The 16,823-nt window shown below is 68.7% G+C and carries 18 protein-coding genes; 10 read left to right on the forward strand and 8 right to left on the reverse strand.

Translation table 11 applies throughout. The features are described 5' to 3' along the window. Window positions 1-63 precede the first annotated feature (63 nt). From ACGF7Y_RS22380 to ACGF7Y_RS22390, 3 genes are read left to right on the forward strand one after another with little or no spacing between them, the layout of a single operon-like run. Window positions 64-1,845, forward strand: coding sequence for a thiamine pyrophosphate-requiring protein (locus ACGF7Y_RS22380; protein ID WP_393236521.1), 1,782 nt, complete (start codon window positions 64-66; stop codon window positions 1,843-1,845). 19 nt (window positions 1,846-1,864) lie between these two features. Next, window positions 1,865-2,425: a hemerythrin domain-containing protein gene (locus ACGF7Y_RS22385; protein WP_393236522.1), complete on the forward strand. Its 561-nt coding sequence runs from the start codon at window positions 1,865-1,867 to the stop codon at window positions 2,423-2,425. A gap of 43 nt (window positions 2,426-2,468) precedes the next feature. Then, window positions 2,469-3,308, forward strand: a complete 840-nt coding sequence (locus tag ACGF7Y_RS22390; RefSeq protein WP_062970615.1) for an SDR family oxidoreductase — start codon at window positions 2,469-2,471, stop codon at window positions 3,306-3,308. A 60-nt stretch (window positions 3,309-3,368) separates the two neighbouring features. On the opposite strand, the gene ACGF7Y_RS22395 is transcribed toward ACGF7Y_RS22390, so the two are convergent. After that, the gene (locus ACGF7Y_RS22395; protein WP_062970613.1) at window positions 3,369-3,599 is read right to left on the reverse strand and encodes a DUF6480 family protein; all 231 of its coding nucleotides are present in this window, start codon (window positions 3,597-3,599) and stop codon (window positions 3,369-3,371) included. A 463-nt stretch (window positions 3,600-4,062) separates the two neighbouring features. Between ACGF7Y_RS22395 and ACGF7Y_RS22400 the strand changes: the two genes are divergently transcribed. From ACGF7Y_RS22400 to ACGF7Y_RS22410, 3 genes are all read left to right on the forward strand, one after another. Further along, window positions 4,063-4,686, forward strand: coding sequence for a hypothetical protein (locus ACGF7Y_RS22400; protein ID WP_393236523.1), 624 nt, complete (start codon window positions 4,063-4,065; stop codon window positions 4,684-4,686). A 121-nt stretch (window positions 4,687-4,807) separates the two neighbouring features. Then, the gene (locus ACGF7Y_RS22405; protein WP_393236524.1) at window positions 4,808-5,587 is read left to right on the forward strand and encodes a helix-turn-helix domain-containing protein; all 780 of its coding nucleotides are present in this window, start codon (window positions 4,808-4,810) and stop codon (window positions 5,585-5,587) included. Beyond that, complete coding sequence (locus ACGF7Y_RS22410) at window positions 5,584-6,450, forward strand: fructosamine kinase family protein (protein ID WP_393236525.1); 867 nt, start codon at window positions 5,584-5,586, stop codon at window positions 6,448-6,450. Before ACGF7Y_RS22405 ends, ACGF7Y_RS22410 begins: the two co-directional genes overlap by 4 nt. 1 nt (window position 6,451) lies before the next feature. Here ACGF7Y_RS22410 and ACGF7Y_RS22415 read toward each other — a convergent pair whose 3' ends face one another. Together ACGF7Y_RS22415 and ACGF7Y_RS22420 are read right to left on the reverse strand one after the other, a co-directional pair. Further along, the gene (locus ACGF7Y_RS22415) at window positions 6,452-7,327 is read right to left on the reverse strand and encodes a TIGR03619 family F420-dependent LLM class oxidoreductase (protein WP_393236526.1); all 876 of its coding nucleotides are present in this window, start codon (window positions 7,325-7,327) and stop codon (window positions 6,452-6,454) included. Between the two features lie 148 nt (window positions 7,328-7,475). Next, complete coding sequence (locus ACGF7Y_RS22420) at window positions 7,476-8,018, reverse strand: VOC family protein (protein ID WP_393236527.1); 543 nt, start codon at window positions 8,016-8,018, stop codon at window positions 7,476-7,478. 174 nt (window positions 8,019-8,192) lie between these two features. Here ACGF7Y_RS22420 and ACGF7Y_RS22425 point away from each other — a divergent pair, with 174 nt between their 5' ends. Further along, a complete protein-coding gene (locus ACGF7Y_RS22425) occupies window positions 8,193-8,831 on the forward strand; it encodes a TetR family transcriptional regulator (RefSeq protein WP_393236528.1) in 639 nt (212 codons plus the stop codon). A gap of 32 nt (window positions 8,832-8,863) precedes the next feature. Here ACGF7Y_RS22425 and ACGF7Y_RS22430 read toward each other — a convergent pair whose 3' ends face one another. Beyond that, window positions 8,864-9,118, reverse strand: a complete 255-nt coding sequence (locus tag ACGF7Y_RS22430) for a hypothetical protein (protein ID WP_393236529.1) — start codon at window positions 9,116-9,118, stop codon at window positions 8,864-8,866. Between the two features lie 182 nt (window positions 9,119-9,300). On the opposite strand from ACGF7Y_RS22430, the gene ACGF7Y_RS22435 reads away from it, so the two are divergent. Together ACGF7Y_RS22435 and ACGF7Y_RS22440 are read left to right on the forward strand one after the other, a co-directional pair. Further along, window positions 9,301-9,471 (forward strand): hypothetical protein, encoded by a 171-nt coding sequence (locus ACGF7Y_RS22435; RefSeq protein ID WP_393236530.1) that lies wholly within the window; start codon window positions 9,301-9,303, stop codon window positions 9,469-9,471. 83 nt (window positions 9,472-9,554) lie between these two features. Beyond that, window positions 9,555-10,853, forward strand: coding sequence for an NtaA/DmoA family FMN-dependent monooxygenase (locus tag ACGF7Y_RS22440; RefSeq protein WP_393236531.1), 1,299 nt, complete (start codon window positions 9,555-9,557; stop codon window positions 10,851-10,853). A gap of 144 nt (window positions 10,854-10,997) precedes the next feature. Here the strand turns inward: ACGF7Y_RS22440 and ACGF7Y_RS22445 are convergent, their stop codons facing one another. The 4 genes from ACGF7Y_RS22445 to ACGF7Y_RS22460 form a co-directional block, all read right to left on the reverse strand. Beyond that, entirely contained in the window at window positions 10,998-11,801 is an 804-nt protein-coding gene (locus tag ACGF7Y_RS22445) for a hypothetical protein (protein ID WP_393236532.1), read from the reverse strand. A 651-nt stretch (window positions 11,802-12,452) separates the two neighbouring features. After that, window positions 12,453-13,280, reverse strand: a complete 828-nt coding sequence (prcB, locus tag ACGF7Y_RS22450; protein ID WP_393236533.1) for a proteasome subunit beta — start codon at window positions 13,278-13,280, stop codon at window positions 12,453-12,455. A 116-nt stretch (window positions 13,281-13,396) separates the two neighbouring features. After that, the gene (locus ACGF7Y_RS22455; protein WP_393236534.1) at window positions 13,397-14,716 is read right to left on the reverse strand and encodes a family 1 glycosylhydrolase; all 1,320 of its coding nucleotides are present in this window, start codon (window positions 14,714-14,716) and stop codon (window positions 13,397-13,399) included. 82 nt (window positions 14,717-14,798) lie between these two features. Further along, window positions 14,799-15,596 (reverse strand): HugZ family protein, encoded by a 798-nt coding sequence (locus tag ACGF7Y_RS22460; protein ID WP_393236535.1) that lies wholly within the window; start codon window positions 15,594-15,596, stop codon window positions 14,799-14,801. 101 nt (window positions 15,597-15,697) lie between these two features. Here ACGF7Y_RS22460 and ACGF7Y_RS22465 point away from each other — a divergent pair, with 101 nt between their 5' ends. Next, window positions 15,698-16,789, forward strand: coding sequence for a hypothetical protein (locus ACGF7Y_RS22465; protein WP_393236536.1), 1,092 nt, complete (start codon window positions 15,698-15,700; stop codon window positions 16,787-16,789). The last annotated feature ends 34 nt before the right edge of the window (window positions 16,790-16,823 follow it).

Here is a 16,823-nt window from a genome sequence, read left to right on the forward strand (position 1 = left end):
CGCACCGCCCGGGTACCCGCCGGGCGACGGACCCTGCCACCGGCACAGGACAGGAGGACCCTTATGGCTCAACAGGTCGGTGACTACGTCGTGCAACGTCTGCGGGAGTGGGGCGTCGAGCAGGTCTTCGGTTATCCCGGCGACGGGATCAACGGCCTGATCGCCGCTTTCGGCCGCGCGGACGACGATCCGGCGTTCATCCAAGCCCGCCACGAGGAGATGTCGGCGTTCCAGGCCACCGGATACGCCAAATTCAGCGGCAAGGTGGGCGTGTGCACCGCGACCTCGGGCCCGGGGGCGATCCACCTGCTCAACGGTTTGTACGACGCGAAACTCGATCACGTCCCGGTGGTGGCGATCGTCGGGCAGACCGCACGCAGCGCGATGGGCGGCAGCTATCAGCAGGAAGTCGATCTGCAGAACCTGTTCAAGGACGTCGCGTCCGACTACTTGGTCGAGGTGAATGTCGCCAGTCAATTGCCCAATGCGCTCGACCGCGCGTTCCGGGTCGCGATCGCGCGGCGGGCCCCGACCGCGGTGATCCTGCCTTCGGATTTGCAGGAGCAGCCCTACGAGCCACCGCAGCACGCCTTCAAACAGGTGCCGTCGAGCCCGCCCGGGCAGGCCGCGGGGCGCGTGATTCCCGCGCACGAGGACATCCGGCGGGCCGCGGAGGTGCTCGACGCCGGATCCAAGGTGGCGATCCTGATCGGGCAGGGCGCCCGTTCGGCCGCCGAGGAGGTGGTGGAGCTCGCCGAGCGCACCGGCGCGGGCGTGGCGAAGGCTCTGCTGGGCAAGGACGTCCTGCCCGACGATCTGCCTTTCGTCACCGGAGCGATCGGATTGCTCGGCAGCAGGCCCAGTTACGAACTCATGCGCGACTGCGACACACTGCTGATCGTCGGATCGAACTTTCCCTACAGCCAGTTCCTGCCCGAATTCGGGCAGGCCCGCGCCGTGCAGATCGACATCGACGGCGCCATGATCGGCATGCGGTACCCGACCGAGGTGAACCTGGTCGGCGACGCGAGATCGACGTTGGCGGAACTGATTCCGCTCGTGCGGCGCAAGGACGACCGCGGCTGGCGGGAGAAGATCGAGAAGAACGTCGCCCGCTGGTGGCAGACCATCGAACGCCAATCCCTGCTCGACGCCCACCCGGTCAACCCCATGCGGGTGGTGTGGGAACTGTCCGAGCGCATTCCCGACGACGCCATCGTCACCGCGGATTCCGGGTCCTCCACCAACTGGTATGCCCGCTGCCTGCGCTTGCGCGGCCGGATGCGCGGGTCGCTGTCGGGCACCCTGGCGACCATGGGGCCGGGCGTGCCCTACGCCATCGGCGCCAAGTTCGCCCACCCCGACCGGCCCGCGATCGCGCTGGTCGGCGACGGCGCCATGCAGATGAACGGGATGGCCGAACTGCTCACCATCGCCCGCTACCGCCCCCGCTGGAGCGATCCGCGCCTGATTGTCTGCGTCTTCCACAACAACGACCTCAACCAGGTCACCTGGGAGCTGCGCGCCATGGGCGGCGCACCGAAATTCGAGCAGTCGCAGGCCCTTCCCGACGTCTCCTACGCCGAAGTCGCCCGCAGCGCGGGCCTGACCGGCATCACCGTGCGGACACCCGAGGAACTCGGGCCGGCCTGGGACCGCGCCCTGCACGCCGACGGCCCGGTGGTGCTCGACGTGCACTGCGACCCCGACGTGCCGCCCATCCCGCCGCACGCCACCTGGGATCAGATGAAGGACACCGCCGAAGCCGTGCTGCGCGGCGACCCGGACGCCTGGCATCTGATCGCGCAGGGTGCGAAAACCAAAGTCCAGGAGTTCATTCCGTAGCGACAGAAACGAGTGTGCGATGACCGAACAAGATGTCGTCGAGCTGCTGACCGCCCAGCACGAGGAGATCTTCGCGTTGCTGGCGCGGCTGAAGGCGGGGGAGGACGGGAAACAGGATCTGTTCACCGAGTTGGTGCGGTTGCTGGCCGTGCACGAGAGCGCCGAGGAGGAGGTCGTGCATCCGGTCGCCGGGCGGGCTCGTTTCGGCGCGGACGCCGACATCGTGCAGCCGCGGCTGGAGGAGGAGAACGCGGCCAAACGCGCCCTCGCGGACCTGTACGACCTGGGGGTGGACCATCCCGATTTCGACGCCCGGCTCGCGAAGTTCGCCGACGCCGTGGCCGAGCACGCCGCGCACGAGGAGACCGAGGAGTTCACCCTGCTGCGCGCGCAGTTCTCGACCAGCCAGTTGCGGCGGATGGCGGGCTCGGTACGCGCCGCCGAAGCCGTGGCACCCACCCGCCCGCACCCCCACGCGGGGGAGTCCGCGGTCGCGAACCTGTTGGCCGGCCCGCCACTGGCGGTGTTCGACCGGGCTCGCGACGCGGTGCGCGACTGGCGGCAGAACCAGGACACGTGAATCACCCCCCAGCCCACGACGTGGAGAAGGAGGAACACCCGACATGGGGTTTCCCGAGCAGCAGCAAGAAGTTCCCGGCATCCAGGCCCGGATGACCCCCGTGCCGGACTGCGGTGAGGACAGCTACCGCGGCTCCGGCAAACTGACCGGCAAGGCCGCCGTCATCACCGGCGCCGACAGCGGAATCGGCCGGGCGGTGGCGATCGCCTACGCGCGCGAGGGCGCGGACGTGCTGATCTCCTACCTCGACGAGGACGAGGATGCCAAGGAAGTCGCCGACCTGGTGACGCAGGCCGGGCGCAAAGCCGTCCTGGTGCCCGGCGACCTGTCCGAGGCCGCCCATTGCCGCGCCGTCATCGATCGGGCCGTGCGGGAATTCGGGAAGATCGACATCCTGGTGAGCAACGCGGCCTTCCAGATGACACACCAGACGCTGGAGGAGATCAGCGACGAGGAATTCGAGCACACCGTCAAACTGAACATCAACGCCTACTTCTACCTGGTGAAGGCGGCGTTGCCGCACATGCCCGCGGGGTCGTCGATCATCGGCAGCTCCTCGGTCAACTCCGACATGCCCTCGCCGACCCTGGCCCCGTACGCCGCGACCAAAGCCGCCATCGCGAACTTCTCCGCCAGCCTCGCTCAATTGCTGGGCGAACGGGGAATCCGGGTCAACAGCGTGGCGCCGGGACCGATCTGGACACCGCTGATCCCCTCCACCATGCCGGTCGAGAAGGTCGCGAAGTTCGGCGACGACACGCCGTTGGGCCGCGCCGGTCAACCGGCCGAATTGGCGCCCACCTACGTCATGCTGGCCTCCGACGACGGCAGCTACGTCTCCGGCGCTCGCATCGCGGTCACCGGTGGCAGGCCGATCCTGTGACGTTTCGCCCACGATGACCCGGCCGGTCGGCCGTGACGGCCGACCGGCAGCGGGGGCGGATCACAGCATCGACACCACGATGCCGACCGCCACGGCGAGGAACAACAGGATCACCAGCGCCCCGATGAGCATCGCCACGACCCCGGTGACCGGGAAGTGATGGCTGGTGCTGGGCTCCGGCGCCGACAGCCCGGAGGTCTGCGGGGTGTCCGGCGGGGTCGCGCCCGGCGCCACTCCGCCGCCCGGTTCCAGATCGGGGGTCTTCGCGGGATCGGGGTCCATCGCACTCATAGCCGCTCCCTACTCGCCGTCGTTGCCCGGCACCTCGGGGGCGCCGGGCCGTTTACCGGTCCTCTTCCGATACAGGATCACGGCGCCGACCAGCACCGCGAGCGCGAGAATCACCAACAGTTCCATGCCCGGGTCCTACCCGGTATCCGCGCGCCCAATCGGCGCGCGTCCAGCTATCGCGGGCCGGTTCCGCACGAGGACATAGTGCCCGGCGGTCTCCTCGAACGCGACCGCCGCATCGATCGCCGCCCCGTCCGGGACGGGACTGCCCTCGAGCATCCCCGGTCGGTCCTCGTCCCCGGGCCAGGGCAGCTCGATCGGGCCGTCGGGAAGCGGACCGCCCATATCGGACAGGCACCGCGCCCACGGGTGCGGGCATTGCGTGCGGGCGTGGGCTGGAGGAAGGTGAGTTATGTCCGGTGGCGCCACCGGGGCGCCACCCTGACAGGGCAGGAGGTGGCCCGTGTACGCACGTTCCAGCACCATCGCGGCGCAACCGTCATCGATGGACGACGGGCTCGCATATCTGCGTGATGAATTGATGCCGAATCTGTCCGAGATCCAGGGGTGGGTCGGTTTGTCCTTGATGGCCGACCGGTCGACGGGACGCTGCATCGCCACGACTTCCTGGGAGAGCGAGGAGGCGTTGCACGCCAGCAGAGGACGCGTCCAGCAACTGCGCGAGGGCATGGCCCGGCGCCTCGGTGGGCGGGCCGAGCGCGTGGAGGAGTGGGAGATCGCGGTGATGCACCGTGACCACCCGGCAGGCAACGATGCCTGCGCCCGCTGCACCTGGGTCCAGGTCGATCCGGCCCAGGTCGACCGGCTGGCCGACATGTTCAAGATGGAAGTGCTGCCGCAGACGGAGATGCTCGACGGATTCTGCAGCGCGAGCCTGTTCATCGACCGCGACAGCGGCCGAGCGGTGGGGGCGACCGTGTGGGAGAACCGGCAGGCGATGGACGACAGCCGCGAGCAGACCAATCAGATCAGGGCCACGGCGACCCAACGGGTGGGCGCCAACGTCCTGGAGGTGGGGGAGTTCGATCTGGCCTTCGCGCACCTGCGCGTACCCGAGATGGCGTGAAAGCACGGACGTCCGGCCGGAAAACGAGCTCTCCGGCCGGGTATCCGCGTGCCGCGCAGGGGCAGTCGTCATTACCCGAGAGGTAATGGCCACGCTCCCCGGCCCTTCGTAGGATCGGGGCGTGAGTACCCCAACGGCAGGTGACCTGCTGCGACATTGGCGTATGGAACGCAGGCTGAGCCAGCTGGAACTGGCCGGACGGGCCGACACCTCGGCGCGGCATCTGAGCTTCATCGAAACCGGGCGCGCCACCCCGAGCCGCACCATGATCGTGCACCTGTCCGAGCATCTGGAGATCCCGTTGCGTGAGCGCAACCGCGTCCTGCTGGCCGCGGGCTACGCTCCCGCCTACGCGCAACCCGGCCTGGACACTCCCGCGATGGACGCCGTTCGCGGCGCCATGCGCCAGATCCTCGCCGGTCACGAGCCCTACCCCGCCTTGGCCATCGACCAGAACTGGACGATGGTCGACGCCAACAGCGGCGTGTCCGTGCTCATCGCGGGCATCGATCCGGCACTGGTGACACCGCCGGTGAACGCCCTGCGCCTGAGCCTGCACCCCGACGGCATGGCAGGCCGCATCCGCAACCTCGCCGAGTGGCGTGGCCACATCTTCGCCCGCTTGGCGCGCCAAGCCGAGGTCACCGGGTCCCGGGACCTGGCCGATCTGCTCGAGGAGCTGCGGTCCTATCCCGGCGGCGAAGTGGAACTCGCCGTCCCCGAACCCGACCAGGCCGTGGTCCCGCTGCGGATCGACCACGACGGGAACGAGCTGTCGTTTCTCAGTGTCACCACGGTGTTCGGCACCCCGATGAACGTCACCGTCGCCGAACTGGCCATCGAGTCGTTCTTCCCCGCCGACGAGGACACGATGAAGCGGCTCACCGCGGACGCCCGGTGAGCCGCGCGGCCCAGCTGTCGGCGCTGCTGACCGTGCCCGTGCGCGCCGTCACCGACCTCGGCGCCCGTCACGCGTGGACGCTGCACCGCGCCGAAACGGCCGACGGCCGAGCGCTGTTCGTGAAGGCGACAGCCGAGCCGACCCCCGTCTTCGCGGCGGAAGCTGCGGGTCTGACCTGGCTGCGCACCACCACCACCGGCCCGGGCGACGGCAACCAGGCCTTGCTGCCGGAAGTGCTGGCCGTCGACGACCGAATGCTGGTGCTGCCGTGGCTGGAGGAAACCGGCCCGACCCCCGCTGCCGCCGAGCGATTCGGTCGCGAACTGGCCACACTGCACGCCCACCCAGCCGAGCTGTTCGGTGCGCCGTGGGAGGGCTGGATCGCGAGCCTGCCCCTGCCCAACACCCCGACCAGCGGACCGTGGTCGCGGTGGTACGCCGAATATCGCCTCACTCCCTACCTCGCCCGGGCGGCCCCGCATCTCGGCGAAGACGGAACACGCCTGATCGAGCGCGTCATCGATCGCATCGATGACCTGGCCGGGCCCGCCGAACCACCGGCCCGCATCCATGGCGACCTGTGGTCGGGAAACGTCCTGTGGACGCGGGGACGGGCGATGCTCATCGATCCCGCCGCGCACGCCGGCCACCGCGAGACCGACCTCGCCATGCTCGCCCTCTTCGGCATTCCGCACCTGGACCGCATCCAGGCCGCCTACCACGAGACCCATCCGCTCGCCGACGGATGGCGAACCCGCACGTCGCTGCATCAACTGCACCCGCTGCTGGTGCACCTCGTGCTGTTCGGGGCCGGCTATCGAGCGCAGACCCTCGTCGCGGCCACCGCGGCGCTCGCGTCCTGATCTACCCGCCTACCCGCGCGATGACCTTCTCCGCGAAGCGCGACAGGTTGGCGATCTTCGTCTCCAGCGGCTCGGTGTCCTGCTCGGTGGTGTAGGGAAGCCGGAAACCGACGATCACGTCGGTGACCCCTTTGTCCTCGAGGCGTTTGATGCCGTCGACGGTGAACCCGTCCAGCGAGATCACATGCACCTCGAAATCCTTGCGGGTGCCGTACTCCGCGCGCAGGGCATCCAATTCGGCCAGCAGCCGGTCCAGGTCGGCGCCGTCGCCACCGGCGTGCATCCACCCGTCGCCGCGCTGGGCGGCCCGGCGCAACGCGGGCTTGCTGTGCCCGCCGACGAGGATCGGCACCGGTTCGGTCGGCACCGGGCTGATCTTGATCGGCGGAATGTCGTAGAACTGCCCGTGGTATTCGAAGTAACCGCCCGCCGAGAGCCCGCGCACGATGTCGATGCACTCGTCCATCCGCGCGCCGCGCTTGTCGAACGGCACCCCCATGATCTCGAAATCGTCCGGCCAGGGACTGATGCCGACGCCCAGCCCGAACCGGTTGCCGCTCAGCGCGGCGACCGAAGCCGCCTGCTTGGCCACCAGCACGGGCGGCCGGATCGGCAGCTTCAGTACGAACGGCGTGAAGCGCAACGTGGTGGTGACCGCCGCCATCGCCGCGCTGAGCACGAACGCCTCGACGAACGGTTTGTCCTCCAGGAATTCGCGGCTGCCGTCGGGGGTATAGGGATACTTCGCGTCGGACTCTTTCGGATACGCCACGCTGTCGGCGACCGCCATGGAGGTGTAGCCGGCCTCCTCGGCGGCTTTGGCGAGTGCGAGGTAGTACGACGGATCGGTCATCGTCTCGGCGTAGGTGAAGCGCATAGTGCTCGCCTTCCTGGCGCGTCCAGCGCGCCGCGCGGGTCCCGGCGCCGGTGCCCGGGGAATGGGCCGGCGCCGAGACGTGAGAGGTACTGCCGCAAGCGGAACCGGGCCGCCTCGATGGTGTCGAGGCCGTCCGGTGGATCACCGCCTACTGCCATGGGTTGGTGAATCCTTCCGGAATCAGGTGGTCGAACATCGCCCTCATCTCCCGCGAGAGCCGCAGCAGTTCGATGTACGAGCCGATCGGCGCACCGTCGAGGTAGGCGAACTCCATCCCGACCCCCTCGAACCTGCCACGTGCGGCGATCTCGATGCCGGCCTCGGTAGCCTCGGCGAGCGCGGCGTCGTAGTCGTCGGGCACCCAGGCGGCGTGATGCAGGCCGGGACCGAAACGTGCCAGGTGCTCGGAATACAGGCTCACCCCGCCACGCGGCTCGATCAGCTCCAGTTGCTGGCCGCCCGCGTAACCGAGCGCCACGCCGATCGTGTAATCGGCGGGTGCCCCGCGCAGTTCGGCGTTATCGGGCCCGAATGGGACCTCCGGGATGGTGAACCAGTCGCCGACTCCGTACCGAGTGGTGAACGCCCGAGTGGCCGCGGCCAGATCGGCCACCACCCAGCACAGTTGAAAGATAGGGCCGCCGGTGATCATCCCCGGCCCCCGAGGCGGCTCATCGAGTTCGGACACCATCGGGGGGCAACCACCTCGATGGCCACGACCGCGACGCCCCGCGCGGCCGGCAGACGCGACAGCGCGGCGCCGACGCCGGACGCGGCACCGGTGACCACCGCCACATCATCCACGCCGTTCAATTAATCATCTGTGTTTAACATCGTCAAGGCTCGTGTTTAGTACAGTGCGGATATGCCGAGCGACGAATCGCGCGCTGCCTTGCTCGACGCCGGGGAACGCCTCATCGCCGAACGCGGCGTCGACGTGCCGTTGCGCGACATCGCCGCCGCCGCCGGTCAGCGCAACAACTCCGCGGTGCACTACTACTTCGAATCGCGCACCGGACTGATCGAAGCCATCGTCGAGCGACGGATGAACCGGCTCGAACAGCGCCGCATGCAGTTGCTGGCCGCCCACGAAGCCGACGGCCGCGCCAACGACGTGAACGCCCTCGTGGCCATGCTCGCCACCCCGATCCTAGAACTGCTCGGCCACGACCGGGTGACCCATCTAGGCCGGTTCCTGGACGTCGTGCGCACCCACCCCGTGGTGGCGGACGCCCACCGCCTCGCGGGCGCCGACCGCGCCGCCGTCCGCATCATCACCACCCGCCTGGACGCCGCGCTGACCGGGCTGCCGCGGCGCCTGCGCAGACAGCGCCTGGAGACGATGGCCACCGTCATGTTCGCGTTGATCGCCGACTACGAGCGCACCCTGGAATCGGGCGTCCGCACCGCCCACCCCGGAGACGCCGCGGAAATCGTGGACATGATCGTCGCCATGCTCACCGTGCCCGTCCACGACCACCCAGCCGCCGCCCCGCGCCGCTGACACCGGCGCGACCGGATACCGGCACGGCTGCCTCAACCCGACGTCCGCCGCGCCCCGACGCGGACAGCGGCCGGCTGCCGATCGGCTTGTGGCTGCGCTGCTTCCGGGAATCTGCGGTGCAACCGGTCGATGAAGCGGCGCACGGCACACAACTCGCTGTGCAACTCGTGGCGTGCGGCGGGATCGCCGCGGTAGGAGAATTCGATATCCCGCGCCAATGTCTGGGCTCGCCGGGTGAGCAACTCCAAGAAGACCCGGGCCTGGGCGAGGTCGGCGTCTTGTTCCATGCGCTGGCCGATCTGTCGTTCGATTACGGTGTCGGTCGCCCAGTACTCCCCGTGCCGCGGTCCTCGGCCGATCGGAGCAAAACTGATGCTAACCGAGCCCCAGCCCACAGGTGCCGAAATGGAACCGTCTCATGGCTATCGCGTGGCGACTGGCCATCCCACTCCCGGCGTATCGTGATCGTATGGGCGTCATCGGGGAGCTGTTCCCAGGTAAGAAGCTGACCCACGAGGGCAGCGAGGACAGCGACGGACAGGCCTACACGCCGCGGTTCGACATCGATCTCGACACCGGCGTGGTCCGGGTGCCGCGCGCGCAACCACCCACCGCCGACGACCGGCGGGAGCAGGCATGACATTCCGGATCCCGCTCGCGCGGAAAACATCTCGCTGATCGCAAACCGTTGCCTCGGCGGTGCGCGCCGGTAGCGTCCCCGCAATGGGCAATGCTGGTGGGCGGCGGCGGCCGCTGAAGACCGTCACGGGAGTCAGCGGAGCGGTCAGCGTGTACGCGGCGGCCATCGATCCGGACGCGACCACGATCGCGTCATCGATCGAGATCGCGAAGATCGCCGAGCGTCACAGGTTCGACGCTCTGTTCGCCGCCGACCTCCTGAGTTTCGGTGCGCAGGGTGCGATCGGCGCGCAGGAACCACTGATCTTCCTGTCCGCGTTGAGCGCCGTGACCTCGCACGTCGGGCTCATCGCGACGGTGACCACCACCTTCCACCACCCCTACAATCTGGCCCGGCTCTTCGGCACCCTCGACCACATCAGCAACGGCCGCGCGGCCTGGAACGCCGTCACCTCCTCGGTGGGCGAGGAGAACTACGGCGACCAAGAACTGCCGAGCCCCGAAGACCGCTATGCCCGCGCCACCGAATCCCTCGAGGTGGTCAACGCGCTGTTCGACAGCTGGCAGCCAGGCGCCCTGAGCGCCGACGGGCACGGTGGCGCGATCCTGGACCCCACCCGAGTGCGGCCCATCGAGCACACCGGGCGGTACTTCACCGTGCGCGGGCCGCTGAACATCCCGCCCCTGCCGCAGCGCAGGCCGGTCCAGTTCCAGGCAGGGCAGTCGGCCGGCGGCATCGAACTGGGCGCGCGGTTCGCCGAAGTGGTGTTCACCTCGCTGCCGACCCTCGAAGACGCGGTGACCTACACCAAGCGCATCCGCGCCCGCGCGAACGAACTCGGCCGCGCCGACGGCCTGCCGTTGATCATGAGTTCCTTCCACGCCACCTACGGCGCGACGGAATCCGAAGCCAGACGCCTGGCGCGGGAACAAGCGGAGGCCACCGACTTCGAGGCCGGACGAGCCGCCCTCGCCGACATGTTCGGCGGCGGCGTCGACCTGTCCGGCCTACCGTTGGACAAGCCCCTGCCGGAGAGTCTGCTGCCCGACGTGACGGCCGTGCACCGCAGACGCGGCCGCGTGGAGATCTTCAGCAACTTCGCCCGTTCGGGAAAAACACTGCGCGAGCTCATCATCGCCGCCAAGGACACCGGCCACTGGGCGGCCGTGGGAACACCCGAGCAACTCGCCGACGCGATCGGAGAACGCTACGACGCGGGCGTCCTCGACGTGATCTCCCTCGGCGGGCTCGCCGACGAACGCACCCGCGACTTCGTCGTCAACGGACTGCTGCCGGAACTACGCCGCCGCGGCATCGTCGGCTCCGACTACGTCGGCGCGACCTTCCGTGAAAACCTCGAACTTCCCCCATTGCCGGATTGACCGCCCGAGGCCGCAGTCACACCCCTCGGCGAGATGAGCCCGCAGCCATTTTCGCCATCGAGACGGTGGGGCTCATCCGGAGATCACGCGCGTTATGGCCGCCCGAACGCGAGCACAGCCGCGGGACCGACGAGCCGCCGACCGCTACCGGGTGAGGACCGGCGTCGAACGGTGAGCCGAGGTTTCACTCCCCGGTGTGTTCGTATTGCGCACCCAGGTGACGTTGGCGATGAGGTCGTCATCGAAGACCAACTCGTCCCACAGCACCCGCTCGGCGGCATCCGGCGTCGGCCGCACAGCCGGACGGGGCGCCTCCGCGGCGGCCGGAGGCGGCGTTGTCTCGGTCGGCAGCGGCGTCACCAGCCAGGACAACGCCCGCATCGTGCTGAGGCCGTAACGACGGGCGCCCTGCGCGACGGCGGCCACCGCGGCGGCGGAACTCAGCACCCCGGCGAGCAACGCCACGGGGGTCAGTCCGGCGCCTGCCATCCGCTGCTCACCGGCACTCGAAACGGCCGTGCCGTCCTCGTCGAAGATCCGGCGCAGCCAGCCCGAACCGAAACCCTCACCCGGATCGATCAGCGTCCGCAACTCCGGCCCCTTGGCATCCAGGTACAGCAAGCAGATGAGCACCAGAACCGTCACGGCCACACTGGACCCCATCACCAGAGCGGCGAGCGCACGGGAGCGCGACCGCACCTGCGCGACCGCGGCGAATACGGTGACGACCGCCGCGGTGGCGGCCAGCAGACCCCAGGCACCGCTGATGTTCATCTCACGGAATTTCGACACCGACCACTCGTCGAAACCGTTGGTGACACCGGTGACCCGGCCGAACGCGTCCGAATCCACCTGGCCACCCGAACCCGACGCCGACAGCCACGGCTGGAACAGCAGGGCGAACGTGACCGCACTCGCGGCCGCGGCGAACAAGAAGCCCCAGTCCACTCCCCGTGGTGGCGTCGCGCTTCGTGCCGGGCGTCCGGAGCCACGGCTCCGGCGGTGTCGCGCTTCGGTTGCCTGCCAGGGGGTTGGTTGTACCATTGCTCCAGTTTCGCCGGTGCCGCATGAATTCCGCTGCCGCCCAAAGCAATAACAATGAAATTGCCTGAAGGGTGGGAAAACGCGGCACATCAATGAGATGTAATTCGATCGGGCGTCATCGGCCATCGACGGAATTCACCGTAAGCACCGCGGCGACACCGGGCAAGCGTGATCGATGTCCCACGCATCACCGCAGCTCCCGCCGCGTCCGACCGTAGAGTGACCCAACCGGTGAGTAACATTTCGCGCACAGCGTTGAACTCGGCCTTCACGGTTTCACCGCGACAATTACTTGCCCGGCGCAACCGAATTGCTGTGACAGGCCTAACAAGTGCGCACTGCGACGTTGGTCACAAACCTGCACCACATCCGGTGAAAACATCCGAAAAATGGAAAACACGGTGCCGGACCGTATTTCGATCAGCATCCACCCGCAGCGGGTCGAGACCTCCGAAACCGGATCACGCCCATATCGAGAGCGAGCGCTCGCGGATCCGGTCCCACCACCCGGTCATCACGTGGCGCACAGCCGGACTGCGAACGACCTACCGCCGCTCAGTGTCCTTGCGCCGCCGCCCGCGCGTCGGTGACCCCACGGGTGATCTCCGCCAGGCGCTCGGCCGAAACCTCGACCGCGCCCTCGGCGTCGACCAGCACCGCGGTGGGATAGAGATCGCGCAGCAGATCCGGGCCACCCGTCGCCGTATCGTCATCGGCCGCGTCGAACAGCGCCTCCACCGCAAGACGCAACGCCGCCTGCTCATCGATATCGCGGTGATAGGTCTTCTTCAACGACGACCTCGCGAACACCGACCCCGAACCAACCGCGGTGTAACCGAAACGCTCCTCCTGCCGGCCACCCACCGCGTCGTACGACACGATCCGCCCCGCCCGCTGCGGCTCGGCAGCGTCCGGGTCATAGCCGACCAGCACCGGAATCACCGCCATGTCCTGCAACGCCGCGGGCAGATTCGCGCGCACCATCGCCGACAACTTCGCGGCCTTGCCGTCGAACGTCAGCGGAGCCCCTTCGATCTTCTCGTAATGCTCGAGCTCCACCGCGAACAACCGGATCATCTCCAACGCCATCCCGACCGTGCCCGCGAAACCGGCCGCCGAATAGGTGTCGGTGACGAAGACCTTCCGCATATCCCGCGCCGCCACCAGATGCCCCATCGTGCCCCGGCGGTCACCGGCCACCAGCACACCCCCGCGATAACTGATCGCGACGATCGTCGTCCCGTGCGCCGCGGCGCCGTCCCCACCGCCGCCCGCCTCGAAACCCACATCGGGCAACAACCGCGGCGCGTACCGGCGCAGAAATTCCGAGAAGGACGCCGCCGGGTACTGCAAACCGAGCGGCAGGTGACTATCGGTCGTCATGATCACCTTTCCGGGCGGACGCTGCCCCACCCGCGAACGCGACACGTGCACTCCCGCCGACGTTACCGGAACACCACCCCCGCTCGGCCGCAACCGGCATCCACCCCCGCGCGGTCCTAAGCCGGGTCGTGCCCGGCACAGGTGTCCGGCGCATCGATCCGGACACAGGGGAGCGGAGCCCGCGTCGGCTGATAATCCGACCCCACCCCACCCGCGCGGATCAGCCGGACATACGCATCGACCGCGTCGGTCGCGCGGCGCGCCAACGTCGGATCGGTCAGCACATCGACCGTGTAGAGCCCGAACCGCGGCGCGTACGAACCCCACTCGTAGTTGTCCGTCAGACTCCAGTAGTTGTAACCGATGACATTCATCCCGTCGGCCTTCGCCCGCTGCAGCCAATACACCGTGTCCCGCAGATGATCGGCGCGGCTGTACCCATCCGGACGAACCTGCCCGTTCTCCGTCGGAAGACCGTTCTCCACCACATACAGCGGACGCCCGGGAAACTGGCGCGCGTAATGCCGCAACGCGTAGTAGATACCCTCCGGATGCACCGGCAGCTCCCACATCGCGGGACCTCCCTCCGCACCGCCCTGCGCCGACTCACCCGTCTGCGGCAGCCGAGCGAAGTAGTAATCCACACCGATGAAATCCAGCTTCGCCGAGATCCGATCGACGATCGGCTGATTCACCTCCGTCTCCGCACCGGCCACATAGCCCAGATTGCTGGTCACCTGCGCATCCGGCCGAAAACCGTGGATGACGTCGTAGATCTCGTTGTGCGCCAGCGCGATCCGATCCAGCATCACCGGCGCCTCATCGACACCGACCCCACCCGTCCGCAACTCCGTGCCGACATACGCGGCCGGCTCGTTGAACGTCACCCACAGCGGATCACGCGAGACATACCGGCCCACCACCTTGCGCATGTTCGCCAGCCAATCCTCGACCATGCCCGGGTTACGCCACCCGCCCCGATCCAACGCCCACCCCGGATACACCCAGTGATCCAAGGTCAGCATCGGCCGCATCCCCGCCGCCAGAATCCGCGCGATCACATTGTCGTAGAACCCGAACGCCGCCTCGTCCCAGGCATGCGGCGCCGGTTGCAGCCGCGCCCACTCGATACCCACCCGGTAGACCCGCACCCCCAGACGCGCCGCCAGATCGATATCGGAGATATAGCGGCGCGCGAAGTCCACCGAATCCCGATACGGATCCGCCGTCCCACCCGCCGCGATGAAACGCGACCAGTTGCTGTCCGGCGCATGACCTTCGGATTGGAACCCCGACGACGCCACACCCCACAGGAACTCCGCATCGAACGCAGACAGCGCCGGACTCGGCTGAGCAGCGGAAACACCCGAAGCCATCAGCACCGCCGCGGCAGCCGACAGCGCGGCGAACCCGCGCCGGTGAGTGCGTGTACGCATCGCCGTAGCGTAGCTGTCAGATTGCTGGCTGCCCGGGCATGAGATCGCGTGTCGCCGGTCGAACAACCGTCACGATCCGCGCTCACACCATCCGCGACTGCCGCGCCAACTCCACCGTCGCCGCCCGCAACTCCTCGACCGCGTTGATCCGCTCCGCATACCCGACCCTGGTGCGAGCCACACCCCGCGGCGTCACCACCCGCAAATCCAAGCCGTACCGGTCGGCACGCTCACAACTCGCCCCGGTGGCATCCGGGTACCCGCCCAACCGCCGCGCCATCGCCAGCAACGCCTCGGCATGATCATCATTGAGATGCGCCACCGCCCGAGCCGCCACCGGAATCACCGGATCCGGCTCCGCCGCCGCATACTCCTCCGCACTCGCCGAATCCATCCGCCCATACCCGCCGACCCAGCGCACCCGCCGCACCCGCAACACCCACAACGAGAAATCGCTGTAGTCGATATACATCCGCCCCGCCGCCACCGCCGCCAGATACGCCTCCCTCGCCGCGACCGCCTCGCCACCCACCGGCCGCTCCACCACACCCGACAGCGTGATCCGCGCCCCCGCCAACGGGTCCGCAGGCGGATCCGGCGCCACCACCGCCAAGCTCGCCCGCCCGTCCGCGGCCAGATTGCGCCCGTGCTCGGCCAGCCGCGACACACACAACACCGGCTGCCCCGCCGACAACCCATACGTCACCAACGACGCCCACGGCGAACCATCCTCCGCCAGACTCGCCAGCGTCGCGGTATTCACCGACGCCGCAACGGTTCTCGCCTCCTCCGCAGCCGATGGCCGAACCGGACACAACACCGGCGCCAGCGGCGGCGGCACCGAAGGCCCGTCACCAGGAGCACCATGATCGACAGTCATGCCCCCATCCTTCCAGCGCGTCCGGGCGAAACGCCGCACAACCTCACACGAGCGAAGCAATTGACCGAGCGCATCCGCCGCCGATCGACCAGACTTGCCCAGTGACCAGATACGCATTCGACGCCGACCGCGCCGCCCTCGTCGCCACCTGGGCGACCGGACGAGGCGACCTCGCCCAGACGGTGGCCACCCTGCCCCCGCAGGTGACCAAGGACCAGGCAACCGATCTGGCGTCGAACCTCACCACCCTCTCGCGGTTCCAATGGCGCACCTACACCCACCCGGCCAGCGCCGCGGGCGACCCCGACGTCCCCAACAGCGAAGCATGGCGCCGCGCCGAAGAACGCCGGAACTTCAAAGAGGTCGAAACCGGACTGCGCAGCCCCCATCTGCCCACCGACGAAGGACTGCTCGTCTCCTACAGCGGCGTCGTCGAATCCGCCCACCGCATCGGACGCACCCTGCACGACATCGATGACGACGCCCTGCTCGACACCGTCGCCGCCGAAGTACGCACCGAACAAGAAGCCATCGAATCCGCCGAACGCGGCGACCTCTCCGGCCGCGCCCGCCAAGCCGTCGAACTGTCCCGCCCCGACGTCTCCCCGGCCCAGGTCCACGCCGCCGACGCACTCCTGCGCGCCGACCCGCTCGGCAGCATCGAACTGTTCACCGAACTCGACCCCGCCTCCGCCTCCGTCGCCGCGGCGCACTGGCTCTACGCCGCCGCCGAAGTCGCTGGAGAGGCCGCGAGCGTACCCACCACCGATGTCGTCGCCGAAGCCGACGACATCGAAGCACTCCAAGTCGAGACCCCCACCCTCGTCCTCGAACGACTCGCCGCGGGCGACACCCCCACCGAAGTCGTCCTCGAACTGATCGCCGAAGCGATAGCCGTGCACGAAGGCCGCGTCGCGGCCCCGTGGAGCCTCGTCGCCCGCGTCGCCGAAATCGAAACCCAAGCCCACCGCTTCGGCGTCGACGCCGACACCCGCGAGGCGATGCTCACCGGATTCCGCATCAGCCGCCTCGACCCCGCCCGCCCCGCCCTCGACCTCCTGGAAGACCTCCTCGACGGCATCCGCGGCTGCCTGCTGCTCTACGCCGCCAACACCGACCACGACGACCCCGAATCCCACTTCGCCGAAGACGTGCGCCTCGAAGCCGACGCCGACCCCGAAGACCTCCTCTGAACGCCCGGGCGGGACACGGCCGCGCCCTGTCCCG

It is taken from the genome of Nocardia sp. NPDC047654 (assembly GCF_043205035.1).
Classification (GTDB): domain Bacteria; phylum Actinomycetota; class Actinomycetes; order Mycobacteriales; family Mycobacteriaceae; genus Nocardia.